At 41.5% G+C, this 21615-nt stretch carries 22 protein-coding genes; 11 read left to right on the top strand and 11 right to left on the bottom strand.

What is annotated here, in order from left to right:
• The first annotated feature begins 57 nt into the window (after positions 1-57).
• Positions 58-1041 (top strand): GMP reductase, encoded by a 984-nt coding sequence (gene guaC, locus MKY52_RS09800; protein ID WP_076284982.1) that lies wholly within the window; start codon positions 58-60, stop codon positions 1039-1041.
• 189 nt (positions 1042-1230) lie between these two features.
• On the top strand, positions 1231-2121 hold the full coding sequence (locus MKY52_RS09795; protein WP_341051117.1) for a diacylglycerol/lipid kinase family protein: 891 nt from the start codon (positions 1231-1233) through the stop codon (positions 2119-2121).
• A 102-nt stretch (positions 2122-2223) separates the two neighbouring features.
• On the opposite strand, the gene MKY52_RS09790 is transcribed toward MKY52_RS09795, so the two are convergent.
• The 3 genes from MKY52_RS09790 to MKY52_RS09780 form a co-directional block, all read right to left on the bottom strand.
• Positions 2224-3405, bottom strand: a complete 1182-nt coding sequence (locus tag MKY52_RS09790) for a multidrug effflux MFS transporter (protein ID WP_341051115.1) — start codon at positions 3403-3405, stop codon at positions 2224-2226.
• A gap of 239 nt (positions 3406-3644) precedes the next feature.
• Complete coding sequence (locus tag MKY52_RS09785; RefSeq protein WP_341051113.1) at positions 3645-4181, bottom strand: DUF2798 domain-containing protein; 537 nt, start codon at positions 4179-4181, stop codon at positions 3645-3647.
• Complete coding sequence (locus MKY52_RS09780; RefSeq protein WP_076284985.1) at positions 4178-4744, bottom strand: TetR/AcrR family transcriptional regulator; 567 nt, start codon at positions 4742-4744, stop codon at positions 4178-4180. Before MKY52_RS09780 ends, MKY52_RS09785 begins: the two co-directional genes overlap by 4 nt.
• Before the next feature lie 411 nt (positions 4745-5155).
• On the opposite strand from MKY52_RS09780, the gene MKY52_RS09775 reads away from it, so the two are divergent.
• Positions 5156-5557 (top strand): RidA family protein, encoded by a 402-nt coding sequence (locus tag MKY52_RS09775; protein WP_341051111.1) that lies wholly within the window; start codon positions 5156-5158, stop codon positions 5555-5557.
• 126 nt (positions 5558-5683) lie between these two features.
• Here the strand turns inward: MKY52_RS09775 and MKY52_RS09770 are convergent, their stop codons facing one another.
• Positions 5684-7096 (bottom strand): alanine/glycine:cation symporter family protein, encoded by a 1413-nt coding sequence (locus tag MKY52_RS09770; RefSeq protein ID WP_076284987.1) that lies wholly within the window; start codon positions 7094-7096, stop codon positions 5684-5686.
• A 309-nt stretch (positions 7097-7405) separates the two neighbouring features.
• Between MKY52_RS09770 and MKY52_RS09765 the strand changes: the two genes are divergently transcribed.
• The 3 genes from MKY52_RS09765 to MKY52_RS09755 all read left to right on the top strand — a co-directional run bounded on the left by MKY52_RS09765 (position 7406) and on the right by MKY52_RS09755 (position 10172).
• Positions 7406-8392: an SDR family NAD(P)-dependent oxidoreductase gene (locus tag MKY52_RS09765; RefSeq protein ID WP_042192925.1), complete on the top strand. Its 987-nt coding sequence runs from the start codon at positions 7406-7408 to the stop codon at positions 8390-8392.
• Positions 8389-9495 (top strand): undecaprenyldiphospho-muramoylpentapeptide beta-N-acetylglucosaminyltransferase, encoded by a 1107-nt coding sequence (locus tag MKY52_RS09760; protein WP_341051109.1) that lies wholly within the window; start codon positions 8389-8391, stop codon positions 9493-9495. The genes MKY52_RS09765 and MKY52_RS09760 overlap by 4 nt, the downstream gene beginning before the upstream one ends.
• 164 nt (positions 9496-9659) lie before the next feature.
• Positions 9660-10172, top strand: a complete 513-nt coding sequence (locus tag MKY52_RS09755) for a DinB family protein (protein WP_341051105.1) — start codon at positions 9660-9662, stop codon at positions 10170-10172.
• Between the two features lie 25 nt (positions 10173-10197).
• Here MKY52_RS09755 and MKY52_RS09750 read toward each other — a convergent pair whose 3' ends face one another.
• Positions 10198-10785 (bottom strand): NAD(P)H-dependent oxidoreductase, encoded by a 588-nt coding sequence (locus tag MKY52_RS09750; RefSeq protein WP_341051103.1) that lies wholly within the window; start codon positions 10783-10785, stop codon positions 10198-10200.
• A 121-nt stretch (positions 10786-10906) separates the two neighbouring features.
• Here MKY52_RS09750 and MKY52_RS09745 point away from each other — a divergent pair, with 121 nt between their 5' ends.
• Positions 10907-11344 carry a MarR family winged helix-turn-helix transcriptional regulator gene (locus tag MKY52_RS09745; RefSeq protein ID WP_341051101.1) on the top strand — a complete coding sequence of 146 codons (438 nt, stop codon included), beginning with the start codon at positions 10907-10909 and terminating at the stop codon, positions 11342-11344.
• Positions 11345-11463: 119 nt separating this feature from the next.
• Here MKY52_RS09745 and MKY52_RS09740 read toward each other — a convergent pair whose 3' ends face one another.
• The 6 genes from MKY52_RS09740 to MKY52_RS09715 all read right to left on the bottom strand — a co-directional run bounded on the left by MKY52_RS09740 (position 11464) and on the right by MKY52_RS09715 (position 17824).
• Entirely contained in the window at positions 11464-12345 is an 882-nt protein-coding gene (locus MKY52_RS09740; RefSeq protein ID WP_341053384.1) for an SMI1/KNR4 family protein, read from the bottom strand.
• Positions 12346-12509: 164 nt separating this feature from the next.
• Positions 12510-13421 (bottom strand): HPr(Ser) kinase/phosphatase, encoded by a 912-nt coding sequence (gene hprK / locus MKY52_RS09735; RefSeq protein WP_042192937.1) that lies wholly within the window; start codon positions 13419-13421, stop codon positions 12510-12512.
• Positions 13422-13570: 149 nt separating this feature from the next.
• Positions 13571-14926: an ABC transporter substrate-binding protein gene (locus MKY52_RS09730; protein ID WP_341051099.1), complete on the bottom strand. Its 1356-nt coding sequence runs from the start codon at positions 14924-14926 to the stop codon at positions 13571-13573.
• A gap of 9 nt (positions 14927-14935) precedes the next feature.
• Positions 14936-16045, bottom strand: a complete 1110-nt coding sequence (locus MKY52_RS09725) for an efflux RND transporter periplasmic adaptor subunit (RefSeq protein WP_341051097.1) — start codon at positions 16043-16045, stop codon at positions 14936-14938.
• A gap of 10 nt (positions 16046-16055) precedes the next feature.
• Positions 16056-16913, bottom strand: coding sequence for a carbohydrate ABC transporter permease (locus tag MKY52_RS09720; RefSeq protein WP_341051095.1), 858 nt, complete (start codon positions 16911-16913; stop codon positions 16056-16058).
• Between the two features lie 14 nt (positions 16914-16927).
• Complete coding sequence (locus MKY52_RS09715) at positions 16928-17824, bottom strand: carbohydrate ABC transporter permease (protein ID WP_341051093.1); 897 nt, start codon at positions 17822-17824, stop codon at positions 16928-16930.
• A 146-nt stretch (positions 17825-17970) separates the two neighbouring features.
• On the opposite strand from MKY52_RS09715, the gene MKY52_RS09710 reads away from it, so the two are divergent.
• The 4 genes from MKY52_RS09710 to MKY52_RS09695 all read left to right on the top strand — a co-directional run bounded on the left by MKY52_RS09710 (position 17971) and on the right by MKY52_RS09695 (position 21543).
• Positions 17971-18681 carry a response regulator transcription factor gene (locus tag MKY52_RS09710; protein ID WP_341051092.1) on the top strand — a complete coding sequence of 237 codons (711 nt, stop codon included), beginning with the start codon at positions 17971-17973 and terminating at the stop codon, positions 18679-18681.
• A gap of 1 nt (position 18682) precedes the next feature.
• The gene (locus MKY52_RS09705; protein ID WP_341051089.1) at positions 18683-20071 is read left to right on the top strand and encodes a sensor histidine kinase; all 1389 of its coding nucleotides are present in this window, start codon (positions 18683-18685) and stop codon (positions 20069-20071) included.
• A 147-nt stretch (positions 20072-20218) separates the two neighbouring features.
• On the top strand, positions 20219-20809 hold the full coding sequence (locus tag MKY52_RS09700) for an urea carboxylase-associated family protein (RefSeq protein ID WP_341051087.1): 591 nt from the start codon (positions 20219-20221) through the stop codon (positions 20807-20809).
• Between the two features lie 107 nt (positions 20810-20916).
• Positions 20917-21543 carry a LysE family transporter gene (locus MKY52_RS09695; RefSeq protein ID WP_341053382.1) on the top strand — a complete coding sequence of 209 codons (627 nt, stop codon included), beginning with the start codon at positions 20917-20919 and terminating at the stop codon, positions 21541-21543.
• The last annotated feature ends 72 nt before the right edge of the window (positions 21544-21615 follow it).

Here is a 21615-nt window from a genome sequence, read left to right as displayed (position 1 = left end):
TGGACGAACAATAATCAAACCAAAATACTATAATGTTCGCATTTAGAGGTGTATATAATGAAAAAAGTATTCGATTATGAAGATATTCAGTTAATTCCTGCAAAATGTATCGTAAATAGCCGTTCTGAGTGTGATACAACAGTCACCTTAGGTGGTCATACTTTTAAATTACCTGTGGTACCTGCAAATATGCAAACCATCATAGATGAGAAGATCGCCAGCTTCTTAGCCCAAAATGGCTACTTCTACATTATGCATCGTTTTGAACCAGAGAAGCGTACGTCTTTCATCAAGGACATGCACTCCCGCGGATTAATCGCATCCATTAGTGTCGGAGTCAAAGAAGAAGAATATGATTTCGTTGAACAATTAGCTAACGAACAGTTGATTCCGGAATTCATTACGATCGATATTGCACATGGTCATTCCGAGGCTGTCATTCGAATGATCAAGCATATTAAACAGTATTTACCTGCTAGTTTCGTTATTGCTGGAAATGTGGGAACTCCTGAAGGCGTTAGAGAATTAGAGAACGCTGGGGCCGACGCTACTAAAGTGGGAATTGGACCAGGGAAAGTATGTATCACGAAGATTAAGACAGGATTCGGAACAGGTGGCTGGCAATTAGCCGCACTACGCTTGTGTGCCAAGGCTGCAAGTAAGCCTATTATCGCTGACGGAGGCATTCGGACACACGGTGATATCGCCAAGTCCATTAGATTTGGTGCTTCCATGGTCATGATCGGTTCCCTATTTGCTGGGCATGAAGAATCTCCTGGTGATACCATCGAGATCGATGGAAAGCTGTATAAAGAGTACTTCGGCTCCGCTTCTGAATACCAAAAAGGTGAAAAGAAGAATGTTGAGGGCAAAAAAATTGTTGTCGAGCACAAAGGTGCTTTAGCAGAAACTTTGAGAGAGATGGAGCAAGATCTTCAGTCCTCGATTTCTTATGCTGGAGGCAATAAATTGGAAGCCATTCGTAAAGTAGATTATGTTATCGTTAAGAATTCCATTTTTAATGGTGACAAGGTCTATTAATAAGCATAAACGAGAAATATAAGAAAGTATCGTGTGAAACTTATACTTTCTTATAGTTTAAAAAAGAGGTGAGTAAGACGACTTAAGTCGTTCTTGCTCACCTTTTTTTAGGTTGTTATGATTTCTGCTATACCACTTTGGGGTAATCATCTAATAGGCTATTAGATTGAACAAGAGAGGATAATCCCCATGCGGCAAGCTATGATTATTATTAACCCCTCATCTGGTAAAGAAGAAGCTGGCGAATATGTCAGATATGCAGAAAGAGTTCTAGCTGATCAAGGCTACTTGGTTACGATTAAGGAGACGGCAAAAGAGCTAGATGCAACTCGTTATTGTATCACTGCCTGTGAGGAGTGTTACGATCTAGTCGTCTCCATTGGCGGAGATGGCACGCTTCACGAGACCATTAATGGTCTTATGAATCAGAAACAACACCCAAAGTTAGGTGTAGTCCCTTTAGGAACGATTAATGATTTTGCCCGCGCGTTACAGATTCCATTGAATCCCGAAATAGCCATTCAAACCCTTGCTTCCTCTAACGTAAAGACAGTAGATATTGGTTGCTTGAATGACCGCTTATTCGGAAATGTTGTTGCTGTAGGTTCAATCGCCGGATCTTTATCCTCCGTTTCAATCGAAGAGAAAACCAAGCTCGGCTCATTGGCATATTTGAAAGAAGGCCTAAAACAACTTACAAGCACTTCCCCCCACCCTCTTGTCATTCATTATGACGAGAAGACATGGCAAGGCGATTCCCCGCTTTTTCTCGCCGTGTTAACCAACTCCGTTGGCGGATTCGAGAATCTGATACCTGATGCTGCGGTTGACGATGGTCTGCTTCACTGTTTTATTATTCAAGACCTCAGTATACTCAATACCATTACAGCCAGTATTTCTTTACTACTTGGCAGCCTTAAGGATCATAAAGACGTTGTCTATTTCACGGCCCAAAATGTGACTGTGAGCTCTCCAGAAGCCGTAAGAACCAATGTGGATGGTGAAGAAGGTCCGATTCTACCAATTACGCTAAGTGTTCTCCCTCGTCATATCCAAGTCATTGTACCGGAAGTAGACTAACAAATAAAAAGCAGTCCGGAACTCAAAAAGTTCCAGACTGCCATTCAGTTATGGATACCCCGTTCCATATCTCCTTCTAATCAAATAACTAAGAAGTAAATTCTATTCCGCTACAATAAACTTTTTACTTAATAACCACATTCCGCCGCTAATCCCTAAGAAATAGATGGGCATCGTCAGTAATGAACCATTATGCAGGGCGCTCATTCCCCATGTCGCCAAACTAACTAATAAGTAATATCCCAAACTGAAGATCGCACCTGCTGTTCCCACAACATCCTGAAAATTGACAAGCGCAAGACTTAGACAATTAGGTAAAGCGATACCGGCCCCCATTAACATGACAAAAAGGGTTATTAGAATGCATACCATCAACATCATATTCGGCAACGAGGCAAGGCTGCTTACGATTGTTAATAGCAAAGCCCCACTGGTCATCACTAGACAGCCGATGTGAATTATTTTTTCTGCGGCATAGAGACTCAATAATCTCTTGGACATCATTGCTCCCACTATCGATGCCAAAGCCACAACAATGCCTAGAAAACCATATACTCCCGGTGAAATGTTAAAGTGTTCAATAAATATAAAGGGTGCTTCCGCATAGTAGCTAAATAAAACTCCATTGATGCCCCCGATCAGTAACCCAAACACTAGTACACGTGGCAATGAGAGCATTCTTTTAACGATAGGTAGAATAGCCACCTTTTTTCTCACGGAAACATCAGTCGTTTCTGGCAGCTTCCAAAAAGCATACACAAATAACAACACACTCATCATCACTAATGTAAAGAAAACCGCTCGAAAACCAAAAGCTTGATCCACCCATCCGCCAATAAGCGGCCCTACTGCTGGAGTAAAAGCAATCACCGCCGAGATTTGGGCAAACATAGCATGCCGCTTATTCCCGGATACACTCTCCCGAAGAATGGTTTGCGTAATGATAGAGCCAGTTGCAGCTCCAAATGCTTGAATGAAACGGCTGACCAGAAGTAGAGTAATGGATTCCGAGTAAAAACACATCAAGCTTCCAATACCATATACAATGAGGCCACCCAGCATGGCAGGTCTCCGTCCGATGAAATCAGAGAGCCAACCCCAACACAAAACACCTAAAGCAAATCCGATAAAATATATACTTAATGTTAACTGTACAGAACTATTAGAGACCCCAAGTACTACCGCAATATCCGGCAACGATGGAGTGTAGATCGTCTCACTAATTTGCGGAAAAGCCACAAGAACAATCATTAAAAGTAAAGATGGTGCTGCATATTTTTTCATATTAAATTCGCCCTCCTACAAGCTTATATCCTCGAACAACAACAAGAATATGAGCCTAGCTAGGGAAATGGGGGCATCATTATGGCAAGACGACTATAGATCATCATGTTCGATATTACCTTTCATTGTTAAGTTTTCTTTGTTATATAGGAGGGTTTCAATGATTCAACTAAAATATCATTATATACGGTAATAGAAAAGCTCTCAAACGAAACGCATCACCTGAGAGCATATTTATGTTATGAGTTTTGTTCCGATAATCCATTTACAGTTATACCAGCGGCGCTTGACTTCTTTTTATCCTGAGAAGCATGTAGCTTTACCATCACAAATCGTGCAAAAGGTTGGATCACTATACTTTCAGCGATCAGTACAATTAGGAAATTTCTTGGCCAATTCGCTAAGAAGTGATTAAACGTTTCAGAACTCAATCCGTTTCCGATAATGTCTCCAATAAAGGTCATCACAAATGACATTCCTAGTACGGTGAAAAGAATACGAAATAGAATTTTGGCGTTGAAGCTATCGCTAGGTTGTGTGAATTTAGCTGTCAGATTTTCTGCGATACGCCCAATAACAACAGGCTCTATAATCATAACAATGACCCAAATGATCGGAAACACCTTAAGGATCGATAAAGCAACTTCCCCATTGAATTCTCCAACCGCTAAAATGATATTTAATGAAGACATAAATAGAACGGTTAGTGTACAAATAATTGCACCGTATAATGCCCCCTCTTTGCCGTTTCTCGGTAATCTTGTTTCTAGATTCATGATGTTCTTCCTTTCAAAATTGTCGGTAATAGTTTCGCAATAGTCTTTAAAGGTGCAGTAGATCGCTGCGTTTGACACAGCATGATCGCACCCTCAATCGAGGTTGTCATCAATAAAGCAATATCAGAAGCTAGTTCATTCGAGAAGCCTTCAGTTGCAAGCTTCGTGTAGTAAATAGTCTGAATGTTCTCATAAAGTGAGTTACATGCTTGGCGGACAGGCTCACTGACCGTAGCCATTTCACTGACAATACTGCTAAATGTATAGCCTGTAAGCTTGCCCTCGGTTTCCAAGTTGTGAATTAACTTATTAAGCATGAATTGCGTGGCCTCTTGCGTAGAAGAATGCTTTTTGAAAATGTCCTCCATATCTATTGTTATTGCTTCCTTTAGGCTCTTTAGACAAGCAATTAATAGTTCTTCTTTTCCATTTGGAAAATGATGATAGAGCGCACCTTTGGTAACATCACAAGCTTTTAAAATTTCACTAACGCCTACACTCTTGTAACCTTTTTGTTGAAAAAGGAGTGTCGCCTTCTCAATCATTAGTGATTTTGTATCCATAATTACGTACCCCCCAAACATACCAACCGGTCTGTTTGTAATTATAACAATATAATATCCGTTAATGTAAGTGTCTTTTGCTTTTTTTCAAAAAAAGCATTGGATTTTTCATAAAATACAGCAAAAAAAGACCCTAGTCATGTTGTGCTGGAGGAGGTAAAGTTGCCGTCGCACATGGATTAATGTTATCATTCTGATGAAGTTATCTTACTTTAAATATGAAGGAGGAATACCTAATGAAAAAGAGATCCCTAAAATATTTATCTTTTGGTATTGGGTATTCTACTGCTGTTTTTTTCTAGAATTAATGATTGATAGGATAAGTCTGTCAAAAATTAAAACTAAAAAACAGTGGAGATATATAACCTAGCTATCGTTATGTATCTTCTATTTAAAGGAGACTTCATAAAAATGAACTTAAATAATAATGTGATCACAAGATATAATCCAGAAAATATTGCGAAACCCGTTGGTAACTACAGTCATGTAACAAAAATAAGCAGAAACGCTGAAATGTATGTATTTTCTGGTCAAATTGGAATCGATCAAAACAATAATATCCCTACAGATTTTAATCAACAAGTAACAAATACGATGAGTAATATTGTGGAAGTCCTCTCTTCTCAAAAGTTGACTCCCGATAACGTAATCAAAATCAACATTTGGGCCACAGAAGAAATCGATTGGGATCATTTCTATGGAATTTGGAATAAAGTATTCGGGATGACGCCTCCTTCAATGACCATTGCTTATGTTAAAGGATTAGGTTTACCTGAATTGAAAATCGAATTAGATGTTTGGGCTGCAGGATAAACTAAATTAAGCAGGACTAATTTAAAATACTGTACGCAAAACGAGCCTTAGAAGCAATTCTAAAGGCTCGTTTTTGTAATCTGACAGCAAAAAGAGCTCAGTTTCCTGAGCCCTTCAAATACATTTCTATCTTTTTATATCTGAAGAATTGTCCCAACCTTCAACGTTCTCGAGCCCCGGAATGCTGTCTTTATAGAAAACAGGATCCTTCCCTTCACGTTTCTGCTTTTTATAATCCTTCAAGGCGGCAAAGGCCACTTTAGATAATAGCAGGATGGCAATCAAATTCACGATAACCATGAAGCCCATAAATAAGTCGGCCAAATCCCATACCAATTGAACCTTTGCTACGGAACCAAAAATAATCATTGCCAAAACACTGTATCTATAGAATAGTAATACCTTTTTGTTGGAATTCAAAAATTCTATATTGGTTTCACCGTAATAATAATTTCCAATTAACGTGCTGAAAGCAAACAAAAAAATCATAATCGCTAGTGATCCGGATGCCCACGAACCAATATGCTCGCTTAATGCGGCTTGTGTCAGCTTGATTCCGTCCAGCCCTGGCTGCTTATAGGCATCAGACAACAAGATAATGAACGCCGTACTCGAACAAATAAGTAACGTATCTGTGAGTACGCCTAGCGCTTGCATTAGCCCTTGCTTCACCGGATGACTCGTAGTTGCCGTTGCCGCAGCATTAGGCGCACTACCCATACCCGCTTCGTTAGAGAACAAACCACGCTTCACGCCCTGTAGAATTACTGCACCAAGAGAGCCACCAGCGACTTGTTCAAATCCGAAGGCACTTTTCACAATGAGTGCGAAAACTCCTGGGAGTTCTGTAATATTAATCAGCATAATAATAAGAGCAGCCCCAATGTAGATTCCTGCCATTACCACTACAATATATTCGGACATTCTTGCGATACGCTTAACACCGCCAAAGATAACCAGTGCAAAGGCAGCAGCCATTACAAGCCCAAGAATGGCCCGATTGGTGCCAAATGAATTCTCAAAGGCCACTGTGACCGTATTCGATTGGACCGCGTTAAATACAAGCCCGAAGGATAATGTAATCAGAACCGCAAATATCGCACCCATCCAGCGCTTGTTCAGGCCTTTCTCCATATAATAGGCAGGCCCACCGCGAAATCCGGTCTTATCCTTCACTTTATATACCTGTGCCAAAGTGCTTTCTATAAAACCGGACGCTGATCCAATAATGGCAATCACCCACATCCAGAAAATAGCCCCTGGACCACCTATGGCAATAGCAATTGCGATTCCCGTTATATTACCTGTTCCTACCCTCGCCGCCATACTAATGCAGAAGGCCTGGAAGGATGAAATACTATCTTTTGACCTTTCATTGGATCCTTTAAGAACCCGAAACATTTCTTTGAACATACCAAACTGTACAAATTTCGATCTTACGGTGAAATAAAGTCCACAAGCAATAAGAAGGATCACCAATATTTTCGACCACAAAAAATCATTTGTTACGCTAATCATACTATCTAAAAATTGTTGCATGTAATTCCGCCTCTCCATTCTGTCGATACCAAGTTGCTAAGCTTATAACACATAGTATTTTCAAATATAACAGTCATTATTTCAAATGCCAATAAAAATTGTAACTTTCATAACATCTCTTGTCAGTGGGTTTCGCATACTTTTCAGAATTCTGGTAGAAAATACTATTCATATCTGAAGAGAGGTTAAGGAACCTAGTACGGGTTCTTTAACCTTTTTTTTGATTTTGAAAGCTTTCGCTTTGCCATATTCACGTAACATATGAACACTATGATTATTGTGTAGCTAAGATCATAGGAGGAACAAACCGTGCAAAATACAACCATATTAATTACCGGTGGAACCGGATCTTGGGGACGACAACTCGTGAAACGGTTATTGGAAAGAGACCCAAAAGAAATCAGAATATTTTCCCGCAATGAGTCACTTCAAGTAGAACTACAACAGGAATATCATCATAATCCCAAACTAACGTTCATCATCGGTGATATACGTGATAAGCAAGAACTGATGCAAGCTTGCCATCAGGTAGATTATATCTATCATTTAGCGGCCTTGAAGCATGTTCCGATCTGCGAACAACAACCAGACAGTGCGATGAAGACTAACGTCCTCGGAACTCAGCATGTGATTCAAGCCGCTATTAAACATGGCGTAAAAAAAGTAGTCTATGTCTCAACCGATAAAGCAGCGCAACCATCGAGCACCTACGGAATGACAAAATCACTCGGTGAAAAGCTAATGGTCCATGCCAACCTCAGACAAACCAAAACTCAGTTTGTATGTGTGAGAAGTGGCAATGTACTTGGCTCAACGGGTAGCGTGGTGCCTATTTTCAAACAAAGTATTGTGGATGGAGTAGACATTTCCCTTACAGATGCTAGAATGACTCGTTTTTTCTTAACCATAGATGATGCAATTACCCTACTCCTTAAAGCAACAGAAGAAAGCAGAGGCGGAGAAGTCTTTGTGACCAAAATGCCTGCTTGCAGCATTAAGGATCTTGCCCAGGTCTTAATTGACGACTTATCAACTAGCACGATCCAAATCAAGGAAACGGGGATACGTCCCGGTGAAAGCTTAAGTGAGGCCCTAATTTCGGAATTCGAGAGTGCTTCTTCCATTCATCTGGATGATCACTATTATGTGATTCTCCCTCCTTTTCCTATAGAAGGTTTACAAGAAGCCTATGCCTCTTGCCCGCCTGTGGACTTCCAGAGCTATGATTCGAATCATGTGTTGATGAGCAAACCTGCCATAAAAGAAATGTTACAACAAGGTGGGTTTCTAGCATGAGTACCTCGATCGTATTTACAGGTGGAGGCTCCGCTGGACATGTATCCGGCAACCTCGTGTTGATCCCTAAGTGTCTAGCAGAGGATTGGGACGTCCATTATATAGGCTCCGAACAAGGAATTGAGCGTAAGCTTTTGTCTGACTACAAGGAGGAAGTGACCTACCATCCCATTTCCACAGGGAAATTGAGACGCTATTTCGATTGGAAGAATGTGACCGATGTACTCAAAATCATGAAGGGCATCTTTCAATCTTACCGACTCCTACGAACCATCAAACCAAGTGTGATTTTTTCTAAAGGTGGATTTGTTTCTGTACCGGTCGTGATTGGAGCCAAACTCAACAAAGTGCCCATCATTATTTATGAACCAGACTTAAATCTTGGACTAGCTAATAAAATATCACTTCCGTTTGCCACTCATCTGTGTACAAATTTTCTGGATACTGTAACCAAATCTGCTTCTCTCAAGGCCGTTCATGCGGGACCGCTCTTGAAGGAGCAATTCAAATTAGCTGATAAACAACGTGGTTTAGCCTTTTGCGGATTCACCTCTGCTAAGCCTGTTCTTCTTATTATGGGAGGAAGCCAAGGGGCACACAGCATTAACCAAATGGTGAACAATGTACTCGCTGAGTTGATAGACAAATTTCAAGTGGTTCATATTTGCGGGGAGGGAAAAGTTGATTATCACCTCTCGATGTCAGGCTACAAATCGTATGAATTCATTACAAGCTGTGAGCTGCCACATTTATTAGCTATGGCGGATGTTGTCGTATCCCGTGCAGGCTCAAATTCTATGATGGAGCTTCTTTCTATGCAAAAGCCAATGTTATTAATTCCTCACACGAATGGCGGCAGCCGCTCTGGTCAACTTGCCCAAGCGCAGTATTTTCAACAAACTGGACTCGCTGAAATGTTACTTGAAGAAGAGATAACTAATCAAACCTTTGTCCATTCGATTATGACGCTATACGAGAACCGCTCTACTTACACAGATAAGATGAAACCTTATGAGAACGGCAGAGGAGCCTATAAGGTAATGAATTTAATCAAACAAGTAAGCGGCGAGGACTTAACAATGATCAAGGCAGATACGGTTTAAATGGGAATGAAGCTAGCGAATTGGTTACTCCTCTGCTTTATCGCTGTCGTCTGTATTTTGGTTTATTTTGGACAAAGAATCCTATAATAAACATCTCTAAATTGTACCGAACATTTTTGGAATGGGTATAATTAAAGCATCTATAATCTTAGGGGGAGAAACTCATGGAGAAACATCCGACGTTAGAAATGTATGACTACAATGTATGGGCTAATCAAACGATCATCCATCGCTTAAAGGAGTTGCCTAAAGACATTTATCATAAGGATATCCAGAGCGGTTTTTCTTCGGTAGCGAAGGTTGTGACGCATATTTATGTCGTGGAGAACATTTGGTTTGACTTGATTGAAGGGCGAACTAGGAATGAAGCTAAAGCATCAGCTGCCCAATTAGAGTCCTTATTAGCTATAAAAGATATTGAAGAAATGGATGTCCTCTATCGTGAGCTAACCAGCAAAAATAAAATGGTGCTGGCTAGTCAAATAGATAAGGACCCCACCGTTGTGTTAGATCATCCAACTATGGGATCACTTGAGACATCCATTTCCGGGGCTATCTTCCACATCGTAAACCATGGCAGCTATCACCGTGGAAATATCGGGACTATGCTGCGACAAATGGACCACACCTCAGTGCTGCAGGATTATGTCGCCTATCTTTATAACGAGTCCAAATGATCATCGAGCTATTATCTTTGAGGCATCAATTAGCTACAGATTTAAAATATTGGTAGACCTGATTTAGCTTTTTGTCATGTTTACCTTTTGGACTCTCCATATTCCCAAACTCGAAAAACTTCACTTTTTTCATACCGCAATATTGAAATAATGCTTTTCTCATCAGTACCTTATGGGAATTGTTTAACCAATATAAAGGATAAAGGGTTGGCCCCTTCATGCTGGAAATACAAACTACTGACTTCCCTTTCAGCAGCCCCTCCGGGATAAGACCGCCCTTTTCTCTATAAGCAAAATTAGAGGCAAACAGTTGATCAATATAACCGAGTAGCATGGCGGGAGGCCGGCCCCACCAGATCGGATACACAAACACAATTTTATCGGCCTGACGAATCTGCTCACGATACTTCTCAAACTTGGGATCGATATGCATGTCTCTTCTACGTTTATTTTCATTAAAAACCAGCACCGGATCAAATTGCTCTTCATATAGATCAAGCACCTCGATGTTCGTGATCTTTCGATTTTCATTACTTCCTTGAATGACTTTATTGAGAAAAGCATAACTTAAACTTTTATGATTCGGATGAGTATAGATGACTAGAACGTTCATTGGTCCACCTCTTTAATTATCATTTGATAACAAAATCGTATCACAACCTTTATTTAGTTGTCAAATGATAATTGTATTATGATAATTATTTTGTTAAAGTTTACACTAAGAGGTGATCGTTATGGACAAAGAAGCGTTTTTTCATAAATTAGTGACCTTTACGACGGCAGTCCATGAAGTAACATTCGACTTAACCAAAGATGTTAGACCGGAAGGTATTACGCCCGTTCAATATAGTATTCTGGAGTATATTGCGGTCAGCCAGCCTGTTACTCTCAGTCAAATTAGTGATTGTAAGAATATCTCTATGCCGAACACGAGCCGTGAGCTCAAGAAATTAACAGAAAAGAATCTTTGCGAAAAGCTGGATGTCGCAGAAGATCGGCGTAAGCAAATGATTCGGTTATCTGACGCTGGACAAGCGATGATGAACAAAGCTTTTGAGCAGATTGGTGAACGTTTCCTGGACCGGATCAAGGATTCTTCTACTGAAGAACTAGAAGAAATCAACCGAGCACTCGATGTGCTTCAGTGCAAGGTGTTTAATAGCGATCAATGAGTGGGTTAAAAAGAAACAGAGCAGCGATTCTCCGTTATTGAAGAACCGTTGCTCTGTTTTTTTCGGTCGTTTATTTGGCTGATTTATCAGCCCCACATTCAGCTAAATCGCCAAATCCACTATTTCACCAGTCCGCCGATAAAGGACTCGAAATTATCAGCCAAGCGAGTAATCTTGTATTTGTTATCACGATCAACATGAATAACCTCGGGTTCGCCATCATTTCCAAACTCGCGGTAATCCAGCATGATTACTTCATTCTCGGAAGGACAATCACAAATCACTACACCAACCTCAGGATAACGTCCATTTTCAATCACAGTCCGGCTGCCTGAAGCTCCACACAGCGACTTATTCTTATCTCGTCCAATTCCAAGGATACCTGAAATCGTAATAAATTCTTCTGTTCCCGGAATTGGGTACCGAGTGTTATGAGGAATTCCCCCATTATGTAGCTTCATCATTTCAACGTAGTATTTTGGCAGCTTAAAAACCAGCTCTTCTTCTACTGAAGCAATCAATGCATCTGTAGGCGGTTCAGAGATATACTCTGAGAACGCATACTCGCTGTCATCCCAAAAGTTGGTGGTGTCGATCGCTACTACAGGCTTCTTTGCAGGTTTATTCACAGGCTTTTTCGTAGCTTTCTTAGCCAATTTTCGTTTGATCCATCCCAAAAACTCCAAGGTGTCCTCATCATCAGGCTCTAGCTCGTCTGCAATTGTAAATGCTTTTAAAGCTTCGTCGTACCGCTTCAGATAATAATAGGAAACTCCGATACGGTAATGCCAAAGCGGGTCACCTTCACCCTCTTCTTCAATGCTCAAATACTGCTCTAAAGCTTCTTCATATTGCCCGAGATTATTAAGCGCTCTGCCCAAATGACTAGTTAGAACATAATCTCTTTCCTCTTCAGGAATTTCCGTTATTGCATCCACGATTTCTTGAAATTCATCCTCTTCATGCCAAGTATCCAATTTTCCCAATAGCTCATCACTCATCATTAATACCTCCTTGTAACGATCACTCAAAATACCTATTAGAAATTATACCATTTATAGCCTATGCCCAGCCAATCACGCATCAAAGGCGAAATTTAGTTAAAAAAACAGACCACATAGCTCTTCTGCGGTCTGTTACGTATACACAAATTCATGAGCACCCCTCATTGCTTGTTTTCAATCCTCTGCATAAACTCTTCTACGGCGCTATAGCCAAGCTGCTTCAGATACCAGTTGTTGGCGGCAGCTTCAATTAGGCCGGCTACGTCACGACCGGGCTGAAGCTGGATTTCAATATGCGGAATTTGGACACCGAGATAGTCTGTGAACTTCGGCTCCAGTTCGAGCTCATTGTTCAAGGAATTTTCTCGCCAAGGAGACAACTCGATGTCGAGTACAATTCGCGTCTCATCCTGAAAAGCTCTACGCCCGTACTGGCGTACAACATTGATCAGACCAATACTGCGCAGCGCTAGGAATTCGCGGGTCGTCTCGTTATGTGTGCCGAGAAGCGTCGCCGGTCCCAGCTTCTTCAGCACCACGATATCATCCGCTACAAACCGATGACCTCTTCTAATAAGCGTATGCGCGGTTTCGCTTTTTCCAATCCCTGACTTGCCCCTGAGTAGGACACCTATACCAGACACGTTTACACATACCCCATGAATTGAAAGCTCTGGCGCCAGCGCCTTCACCAGATAGGTATCAATCTTTGCGATGATCTCTGTCGTCGTCTCCTGCGTCCGAAGCAACGGGATGCCCTCTTCTTCGCAGAATAGAGTTAAATAAGGAATCTCCTGCTGACCTGTCGTCACAATAAAGCATGGTGGATGATACTTGACGATATTACCAATATGTAGCTTGCGCTCTTCAACGCTTAGGGTTAACAGATAATTGATTTCCTTGCAGCCCAATACTTGTACCCGCTTCGTTGGGAAAAAATCAAAGTAACCCACGAACTCCAGACCAGGTCTATGCGCCTTTGAACGAGTGATTTCACGATCCATGCAGCTAGCACCTGCAAGCACTTCCAGCTTAAACGTCTCTGTAAGGCTTTGAACGGTAGTCGATTTCAATGTTGTTCCCTCCTGTGGCTGCGTATCTCGAATACGCAATACGGTTAACGGGATATATTCAACGACAAATGGGATGATTCCTGCAAAATAAACAAAAGGCGTTCAATCACCGTTAAATGTTTGAGCGCCTCTCGATTACAATGTTCTATTTACTCGTTAATGTAAGTGTTGACTCGATTTTGAATCAGCTTGCTGACGTCTTCAGCGGATTTCTGACCACTCATATATGAATCAAACTCTTCAATTGCAATTGAAACGACCTTATGATCACTAGATAAATTCCTACTTGCTCCATCTAGAAGCTGATGTAATTCTTGGATTTTACTTTCTACAGTCTCAGCATCAAACTTCTGTTCTAGAAGAGGTAGTGTTCCCGCTACTGCCTGCTGCTTAGCATCATTAAACTGTTTCTCCACAACTCCCTTATGCAGCGGAAAACCCTGTACCACTGGTGAAGATTGCATATCTTCGGAAAGCATGAACTTAATAAAGTTCCAAGCTTCCTCTTGAACCTTGGACTTGCTGTTAATGCCTAAAGTAAAGTATGACTTAAATGGAGTTCCGTTATATTTTCCATTGACTGTTGGATTTTGATATAGTTTAAGCTTTGGATCAAGGACTTGAGAGAGGCCTGACATTGGATCGAAAAGGTTAGCTTTGCTGAACAAAGTTTTGGTATAATCGTACGAAAATTCCTCTTTAAGTACGCCTTCATCATACATCGATTTGATTTGCTTCATCATGTCTCGAAACAGATCGGAATCAAAATTAGCTTGACCTTGATCAATGAGCTTATCATAATTCGCTTCTATATACTCCGCTAACATTTGAATCGGAAATAGATTAACAAATGCTACATAATCCTCACCAACTTGTTCCTTAAGCTTCTTAGAAATTTCTTTAAATCCATCCCATGTCCAGGTCTTATCATCGATTTTAATATTAGCTTTTTCTAACAACTCTGTATTCCCAGTAAGCGCGTCGATGACAAATGAGAATGGCATTGCATACAATCCGTCCCCATCCTGGGAGTTCTTAAAGATATTTTGATAGTACTGGTTTCGATCAAATTCTGAGTCCTGATCCATCAGATCATAGAAATTAGTCAGCATGTTCTTGGCGACATATTTGTCCTGCGGCAGATCGTTCATTACGATGATGTCTGCCCCTTTGCCGGACATCATCTGTGTGCTAACCGTTTGTATATATTTCTCAACATCGCTCTTTGAGAATGATTCGCTCGATGTCATTTCCTCCGTTTGAGGTCTGGCTAGATACTCTTTGATTTCAATTTGTATATCTGGGCGAATTTTTTTATATTGCTTAACCGCCTCATCTAAATAAGGAGTTACCGCCATGGTCGCAATCTCAATCTTATTGCCATTCTGGCCTGATTGTTCATTAGTTGATCCTTCTGTACCTGATCCCACGCTGCTGCTAGAGCATCCCGATAATACGACTATCATTGCTAATAAGGACAAAACCCATCTTCTTTTCAAATTCATTCATTCCCTTCAATATACTCGGATTCGATTACCTTCCTGAAGTGGTTCACTTGATTCAATAATGATCTCATCATCAGGACTTAAGCCGCTCACAGCTACAATCTCATCTTCGGTTGAATCACCCGTTACAATATAAGCCTTGCGTGCATTAAACGTATTGCCGAGTGAGCTTTTCTTCTCCTCAATTACAAAGACATAGCTCCCTGTTGTATCTTTATGAACCCATTTCTTTGGTAACACATAACCTTTTTCATTTGACTCCTTCTTTATATCCAGACTGACTTGTTCGCCACCTTTAATACCATCATCGGAGACAGAAACGACAACCTGATAACTCGATTTATCGGATGAATCTTCTTCACTGCTCTCCTGGGATGCAGCTTTAATCTCTTCAATTACACCGTTAACCAGTGTATTGTTTTTCTGCAATCGAACAGAAACCTTAGAACCGATCTCGAATAATGCCGTATTATCCGACTCGACAGCAAATGAAAATTCGAAGCCCTTACGACTATCCATTAAGGTCAGGATTGTCCCCCCTTGTGAAGCATTCATACTATCCTCTGCTGTAATCTTTGTTACTTTTCCATCAAAGGGGGCCGTCAGTGTCTGTTTATCCGCTTTATCTTTGCGCAGCTTATTCATCTTTCTTTGCGCCAGTTCAAGATCCATACTATCCAGTTCAAGAGCTCGCTCTGCCTTGGCAATCGCCTGCTCATCACCATCTATCAAAGCATTCAGCATATCCTCCTCCAGAATCTCCCGATTTAACTGTTGTTTCTTTAGCGCCGTTTCCTCTTGATAAATCTGCTCATCCAGATCAGAGCTATCAAATGTCACGAGCTTTTGCCCCTTCTTAACCTCATCATTCTCTTTTACATGTACCTTCACAATTTTTGAGCCAGTCTCATTCAACAAATCCACCTGCTTTCGAGGTGTTAAGACTCCACTCCCTTTAACCTGATGAACTAATGATTTCGAGGTAAGTTTCTCCGTAACTACTTTGGGCAGCGTCATCGTTTCGAGTGTGCTGCTAAAGAAAGTCAGGCCAGCCAATATCGCAAAGAACAATACAAACAAAGCAGCCGTTAATCGTTGTCGCTTAGATGTGCTTGTCATCTCATTTCCCCTATCCTTTAATTCCAGAAAGCTCTATACCCTCAATAAAATACCGTTCCGCCAAAAGAAACAAAAGAATCATAGGCGTCATATACAAGACCGCAGCCGCAAAGGATACCCCAAGCGCATCTTCCTGTAGACGAGATAGAAAAATGGACAAGGGCTGCAAATTGGCATCCTGCAGAAAGATCAGGGGCTGCTCCACCATATTCCAGTAATCTGCAAACAGCAGAACAACAAGCGCTGCCATTCCAGGTTTAACCATAGGCAGGACAATCCTGATAAAGGATCGAAAATAACCCGCCCCATCCATTTGGGCTGCTTCCATATATGCCGTTGGAATTTGGAGCATAAATTGTCTGAGCAGGAACACACCAAACGCCGCAAATATCCCTGGTAAAATAATGGAGCTTGGACTATTAATCAGCCCTAGCCGATCGGACATGATATAGTTCGGCACAAGCGTGACCTGGAACGGCATGAGCATCGTGATCAGATACATAATAAATAAGGGCTCTCTGCCAGGAAATCGCAGCTTAGCAAATGCAAATGCCGCTAATGTTGCCACCACGACCTGGCCTATAATGATTGGAAACACCATAAATACAGAATTCCAGAACATACGAAGAAATTGCGAGGTTGAAATAAGCACCTTATAAAATTGCTCCAGCGAAACCCAATCTGGAATCAGCTTCAAATTCACAAAGTCATTCATCTGTGTATTACCTAACATGCCGTAATTCAGCATAATTTCCTTCTCCGTCATCAAGGAGCTTACCATTGTGAGTACAACTGGAAATAGCATTACCAGCGCGATTACGGCTAAGAAAATAGTAAGTAGCAGTGTTCTTATCTGTTTCTTGTTCATCTACACCCCTCCCTTTACTCCATAAATGAACGGAACTTATGTTCAACTCGGAAGAGCATCAACACAATGACTAAAATACAGAGCACCATTAAGAAAGCTGCAGCCGACAGCTTCTGAATATCGAGCGATAAGAACATATTGTTCATATAGTGCTGAAGCATATAGATACTGTCATGAGGATAGTCACCCGCAACTAAATAAATTTCCCGAAATACCTTGAATGAGTTCAGAATCGACATCAGCATCACTAAAAATCCTGTCGGTATTAAATAAATCAAGGTGATGTGGTGCTTACGAGCCCAGCTTGCACCTTCCAGGTTTGCTATCTCATAATATTGGTCTGGGATATTTTGCAGTCCAGCCAAGAATAGAACCACATTATAGCCAATGTTTTTCCATACATAGATAAAAATAATGACCCCTTGCGCCCACTCTGATTTCATCCAATCGATCCGCTCAATTCCAATCCACTCTAATGCATGATTGAAAAAACCATTCCAGTCGAATAGGATCTGCCATACGAGCACAATTGACGCTACTGGAACAACCAGTGGCAGTACATAAGAGGTACGCAGCCAATTCCGAAGGTAGACACGTTTGTTAAGCAGCATGGCAAGAGCAAGTGACAACAGAATAAGGATCGGAACACCAATTATTGTGAACCAGAATGTATTCCCTGCCGCCTTTTGAAAGGACGAGCTAGCTAATAGGCTCTGATAATTGGCAAACGATAACCCTGCCTCACCACTTGGATTCTCAAATGAAAATACAACACTTTGACCAAACGGAATCAAATAAAATAGCGCAAACCCGATCAAACTCGGAGCAAGAAAGCAGAACGCCACAAGAATCTCCTTGCGAGCCAAATATGAAATTCTCACAGCCTCAACCCCCTTTCGAGCTTGTTCCATACAAGCAACATGTTTACCGTACAAATAACTATTCTATAGATCAGCTTCGGTATTAATTTGGAGCAATTGTGGAAAAAGTATGGAAAAGCCCGCTTGAAAGGACAACTTTGTTAGAATAATAGATGTATTGGTTAGGAGGTCTGTTGATGAAGAGCTATCAAATCGCAATCGTTGAAGATGATTGTCATATAAGAGATATCGTTGAGAATTATTTACAGAAGGAAGGCTATAGCACCATATCATTAGGTTCAGCAGAAGAAGCGCTCATGTTATGGAACACAGAGCGCCCGGATATGTGGATTCTAGACATCATGCTTCCAGGTATGAATGGCTATGAATTCTGCAAACAAATACGCAAGGAAGCCGAAGTTCCTATTATTATGATCTCTGCTCGTGATGAGGAAGTAGATAAGATACTTGGACTTGAGCTTGGAAGCGATGATTATTTAACTAAGCCTTTCAGCCCACGTGAGCTGGTCGCACGAGTAAATCGTTTATTCCATCGGCTTAACTCCCTTACAGAAAGATCAGAACAGAGTATAGTCTCTTCTAAATCAAACGACCTCATCATCGATGAGCTTCGTCTAGTATTAGATAGTCGTCTGGTTTACTGGAGGTTTAAAGAAATTGAAATGACGGTGAAGGAATTTTCATTGCTTCATACCTTAGCAGCGCAACCGAATCGTGCTTTTTCTCGCAATGAGTTGTTAACTTTAGTGTGGGGCGATGACTATTTCGGTAGCGATCGGGCAATTGACGATTTAGTCAAAAGACTTCGTCGTAAAATGGAAGACCTGCCTCTTGAAACCGTTTGGGGCTATGGTTATCGAATGCGCGTGGATGGAGTGAAGACCTAACATGAAACTAATCTATAAGCTTCATTTATCATTTGGAATATTACTGGTATGCGTACTCGTACTTACAGCTACATTCGTTTATCCTCTACTAATGGACACACTAATCAATAATCAAAGAGAAGAGCTAAGATCACAAGGCAGTGCAATGATGGAGTTGGTCAATTCGTTACCTGTTCAAGACCTAACACCTTCTCAGTCAGCAGCAGCTATCGTACAGCCGGCTCAAGAAATTAATAGATCCGTCGATGCGTTACTCATAGAGCCGAATCGTAATATATTATTTAGTACAATGACTGAAGCGCAGACACAGACATGGCTACCGCTCATTGAACAGCATTCAAGTCACAATCAGCAGGATTTATGGGAAAATGGACAGGAGAAATATATTGTTGAGACCTTAACTTCTAATCCACAGAATCTTGATCCAGCTAGTGCTGTAACCCCAGCCACCCTTGTCTTGTCTACACCGCTGAGCAAAGTGAAATCATATCAATCAGAGCTTTTTACAAGAATGATGTTCATTATGGTGATTGGGGGCATTATTGCCTTTGGCCTAAGTTTATTTATTACCAAACGTCTCGTTACTCCTCTTGAGAAATTAAAGCTTGAGCTCAAAAAAGTTGAAAAACGCCAATTCGATGAGGTGCAGCTCATTCAAACTGGCGGGGAAATTGGTGAGGTAGCCCAAAGTGTCCATCATCTCGCAGGAGAACTTAAACAATACCATCATGCTCAAAGACAATTTTTCCAGAATGCTTCTCATGAACTTAAGACCCCACTAATGACGATTCAAGGTTATGCAGAGGGAATACGAGATGGTATTTTCACCGGGGATCGTGCTGACAATGGTCTTGATGTCATCTCAAGTGAATGTGAACGACTTAAGGGAATTGTTACAGAGATGATCTTGTTAGCCAAGCTTGAAAGTGAAGATGGTATTTTTGATCAAGAAGAAGTGTCAGTAGAACAATTAATCGATAAAACCGCCGATCGAATACGTCCATTAGCTATAAATGAGAGAGTTGACATCAAAGTAAAGTACGAGGTGGATAACCCGAGAAAACTTCATATTCATGGAGATTCGGAAAAACTCTTACAAGCAGTACTAAATATTATGAGCAATGCGATCAGACATGCATCACAAGCCGTGGATATAGAAATTTCGGAGCAGGATGGACAAGTGCAGATCGATGTCATTGATGATGGTCAAGGTATTCCTGATCAATTACTGCCTCAGCTATTTCAGCGTTTTATTAAAGGTAAGAATGGAGAAACGGGACTTGGACTCGCCATTTCACGTGCAATTGTTGAACGGTGCGAAGGTACTATATCCGCTCATAACGGAGAGCAGGGTGGAGCTATCTTTCGAATGAGTTTCCCTTCAAAATAAATGCATTCTGATGCTCAAAGATTGTCATCGAATCGAATACGAACTCTTTCTATGATGCCGCCAGACAGCTCTATACTTTGTATGACTTTTTTGGCAAAGAGCCATACTAACCCTCACAGACTATGACTATCCCGAAGGAGAGTACTGATGAGCGAACAACAATGGCTGATTCCAGCAACTAAGGGATTGGGCTTCAAGTTGGACAAAGGGCAGATCGTCCGGGTAACCGATGTAGAAGGAGAGCAGGTAGCAGATTTCGCTGCTTATAACGCCGTTCGCCCTAATGAACGGATTGACCCCGGTGTAACGATAGATGCTCTAGGCAAGATGAATGTTCTTCCGGGGGACATCCTCTATTCCAACCAATACAGACCACTGCTTACGATTATTAAGGATACTGTGGGCCGCCATGATTTCATTAACTCTGCCTGCCGTCCCGAGATGTATGAGGTGCTGTATAACAAAAAGAATCACGCCAGCTGCTACAATAACCTGAATGAGGCGCTGGAGGAGTTTGGCCTGCCCGCTCCCGATCAGCATTATCCGTTTAATCTTTTTATGAATACTGTCATTGATCCTTCTGGAAAAGTCAGCGTGGAGCAACCGCTTTCTAAAGCCGGGGATTATATTGAGTTGCGGGCTGAGATGGATCTGATCATTGCCATATCGGCTTGTCCCTGCTCCGAAAGTGTCTGCAACGGGTATAAATGTACACCGATTGCCGTGGAGATCCTTTAGAGCATGTCGCAAAGAGGATAGCGCCCACTAGGCTTGTCTTCTAACTTACCCACTTCTTGAATAGAATGACTTGTACAAGTTAACATCTCATTCAAGGAGCGATGACCATGAATAGCTTTATCACCTATATAGTACTCGGCATTTCATTATCTGCACCTATTGGTCCCATCAATGCAGCCCAGCTCGACCGGGGAGCGCGGATGGGATTTTTCCAATCCTGGATGATCGGACTGGGGGCTATGTGTGCAGATTTAGTGTATATGCTACTCATTTACTTTGGACTAGCCCACTTTCTGAATACCCCGTTTATGAAAACCTTCCTGTGGACATTCGGCAGCTTCGTTCTCCTTTATACCGGAATTGACACTCTAAAAAACATCAATGCCGTGCCTGGATCCGCCTCACGAGGTGCACAGACCGGCACTAGCGCCTTCCGTTCAGGCTTTTTGATGGCACTAATGAACCCACTCAGCATTCTGTTCTGGTTAGGTATCTACGGCTCCATTCTGGCCAAAAGCATAGAAAATCAACATTTCGATCAGGTGCTGTGGAACAGCATGGGTATTTTTGTTGGCATCCTACTCTGGGATGTAGTGATGGCGATGCTGTCTAGCTTCCTTCATCGGTTCACCGGCCCTTCTATGCTCCGGTTCATTTCCCTTGCCGCGGGAATTTGCCTTCTTGGTTTTGGCATCTACTTCGGTTTTCAGGCTTTTATACAGTTGTTTGGCTAATAGGTTCAACCAGCAAGAGCTTTCCTAGGCCTTCACCTATCCCCCTCCCTTCGCATAGGATGTTTTGATTAA

It is taken from the genome of Paenibacillus sp. FSL P4-0184 (genome assembly GCF_038004625.1).
In the GTDB taxonomy this organism is placed as follows: domain Bacteria; phylum Bacillota; class Bacilli; order Paenibacillales; family Paenibacillaceae; genus Paenibacillus_AQ.
This window is presented reverse-complemented; position numbering and strand designations above follow the sequence as displayed.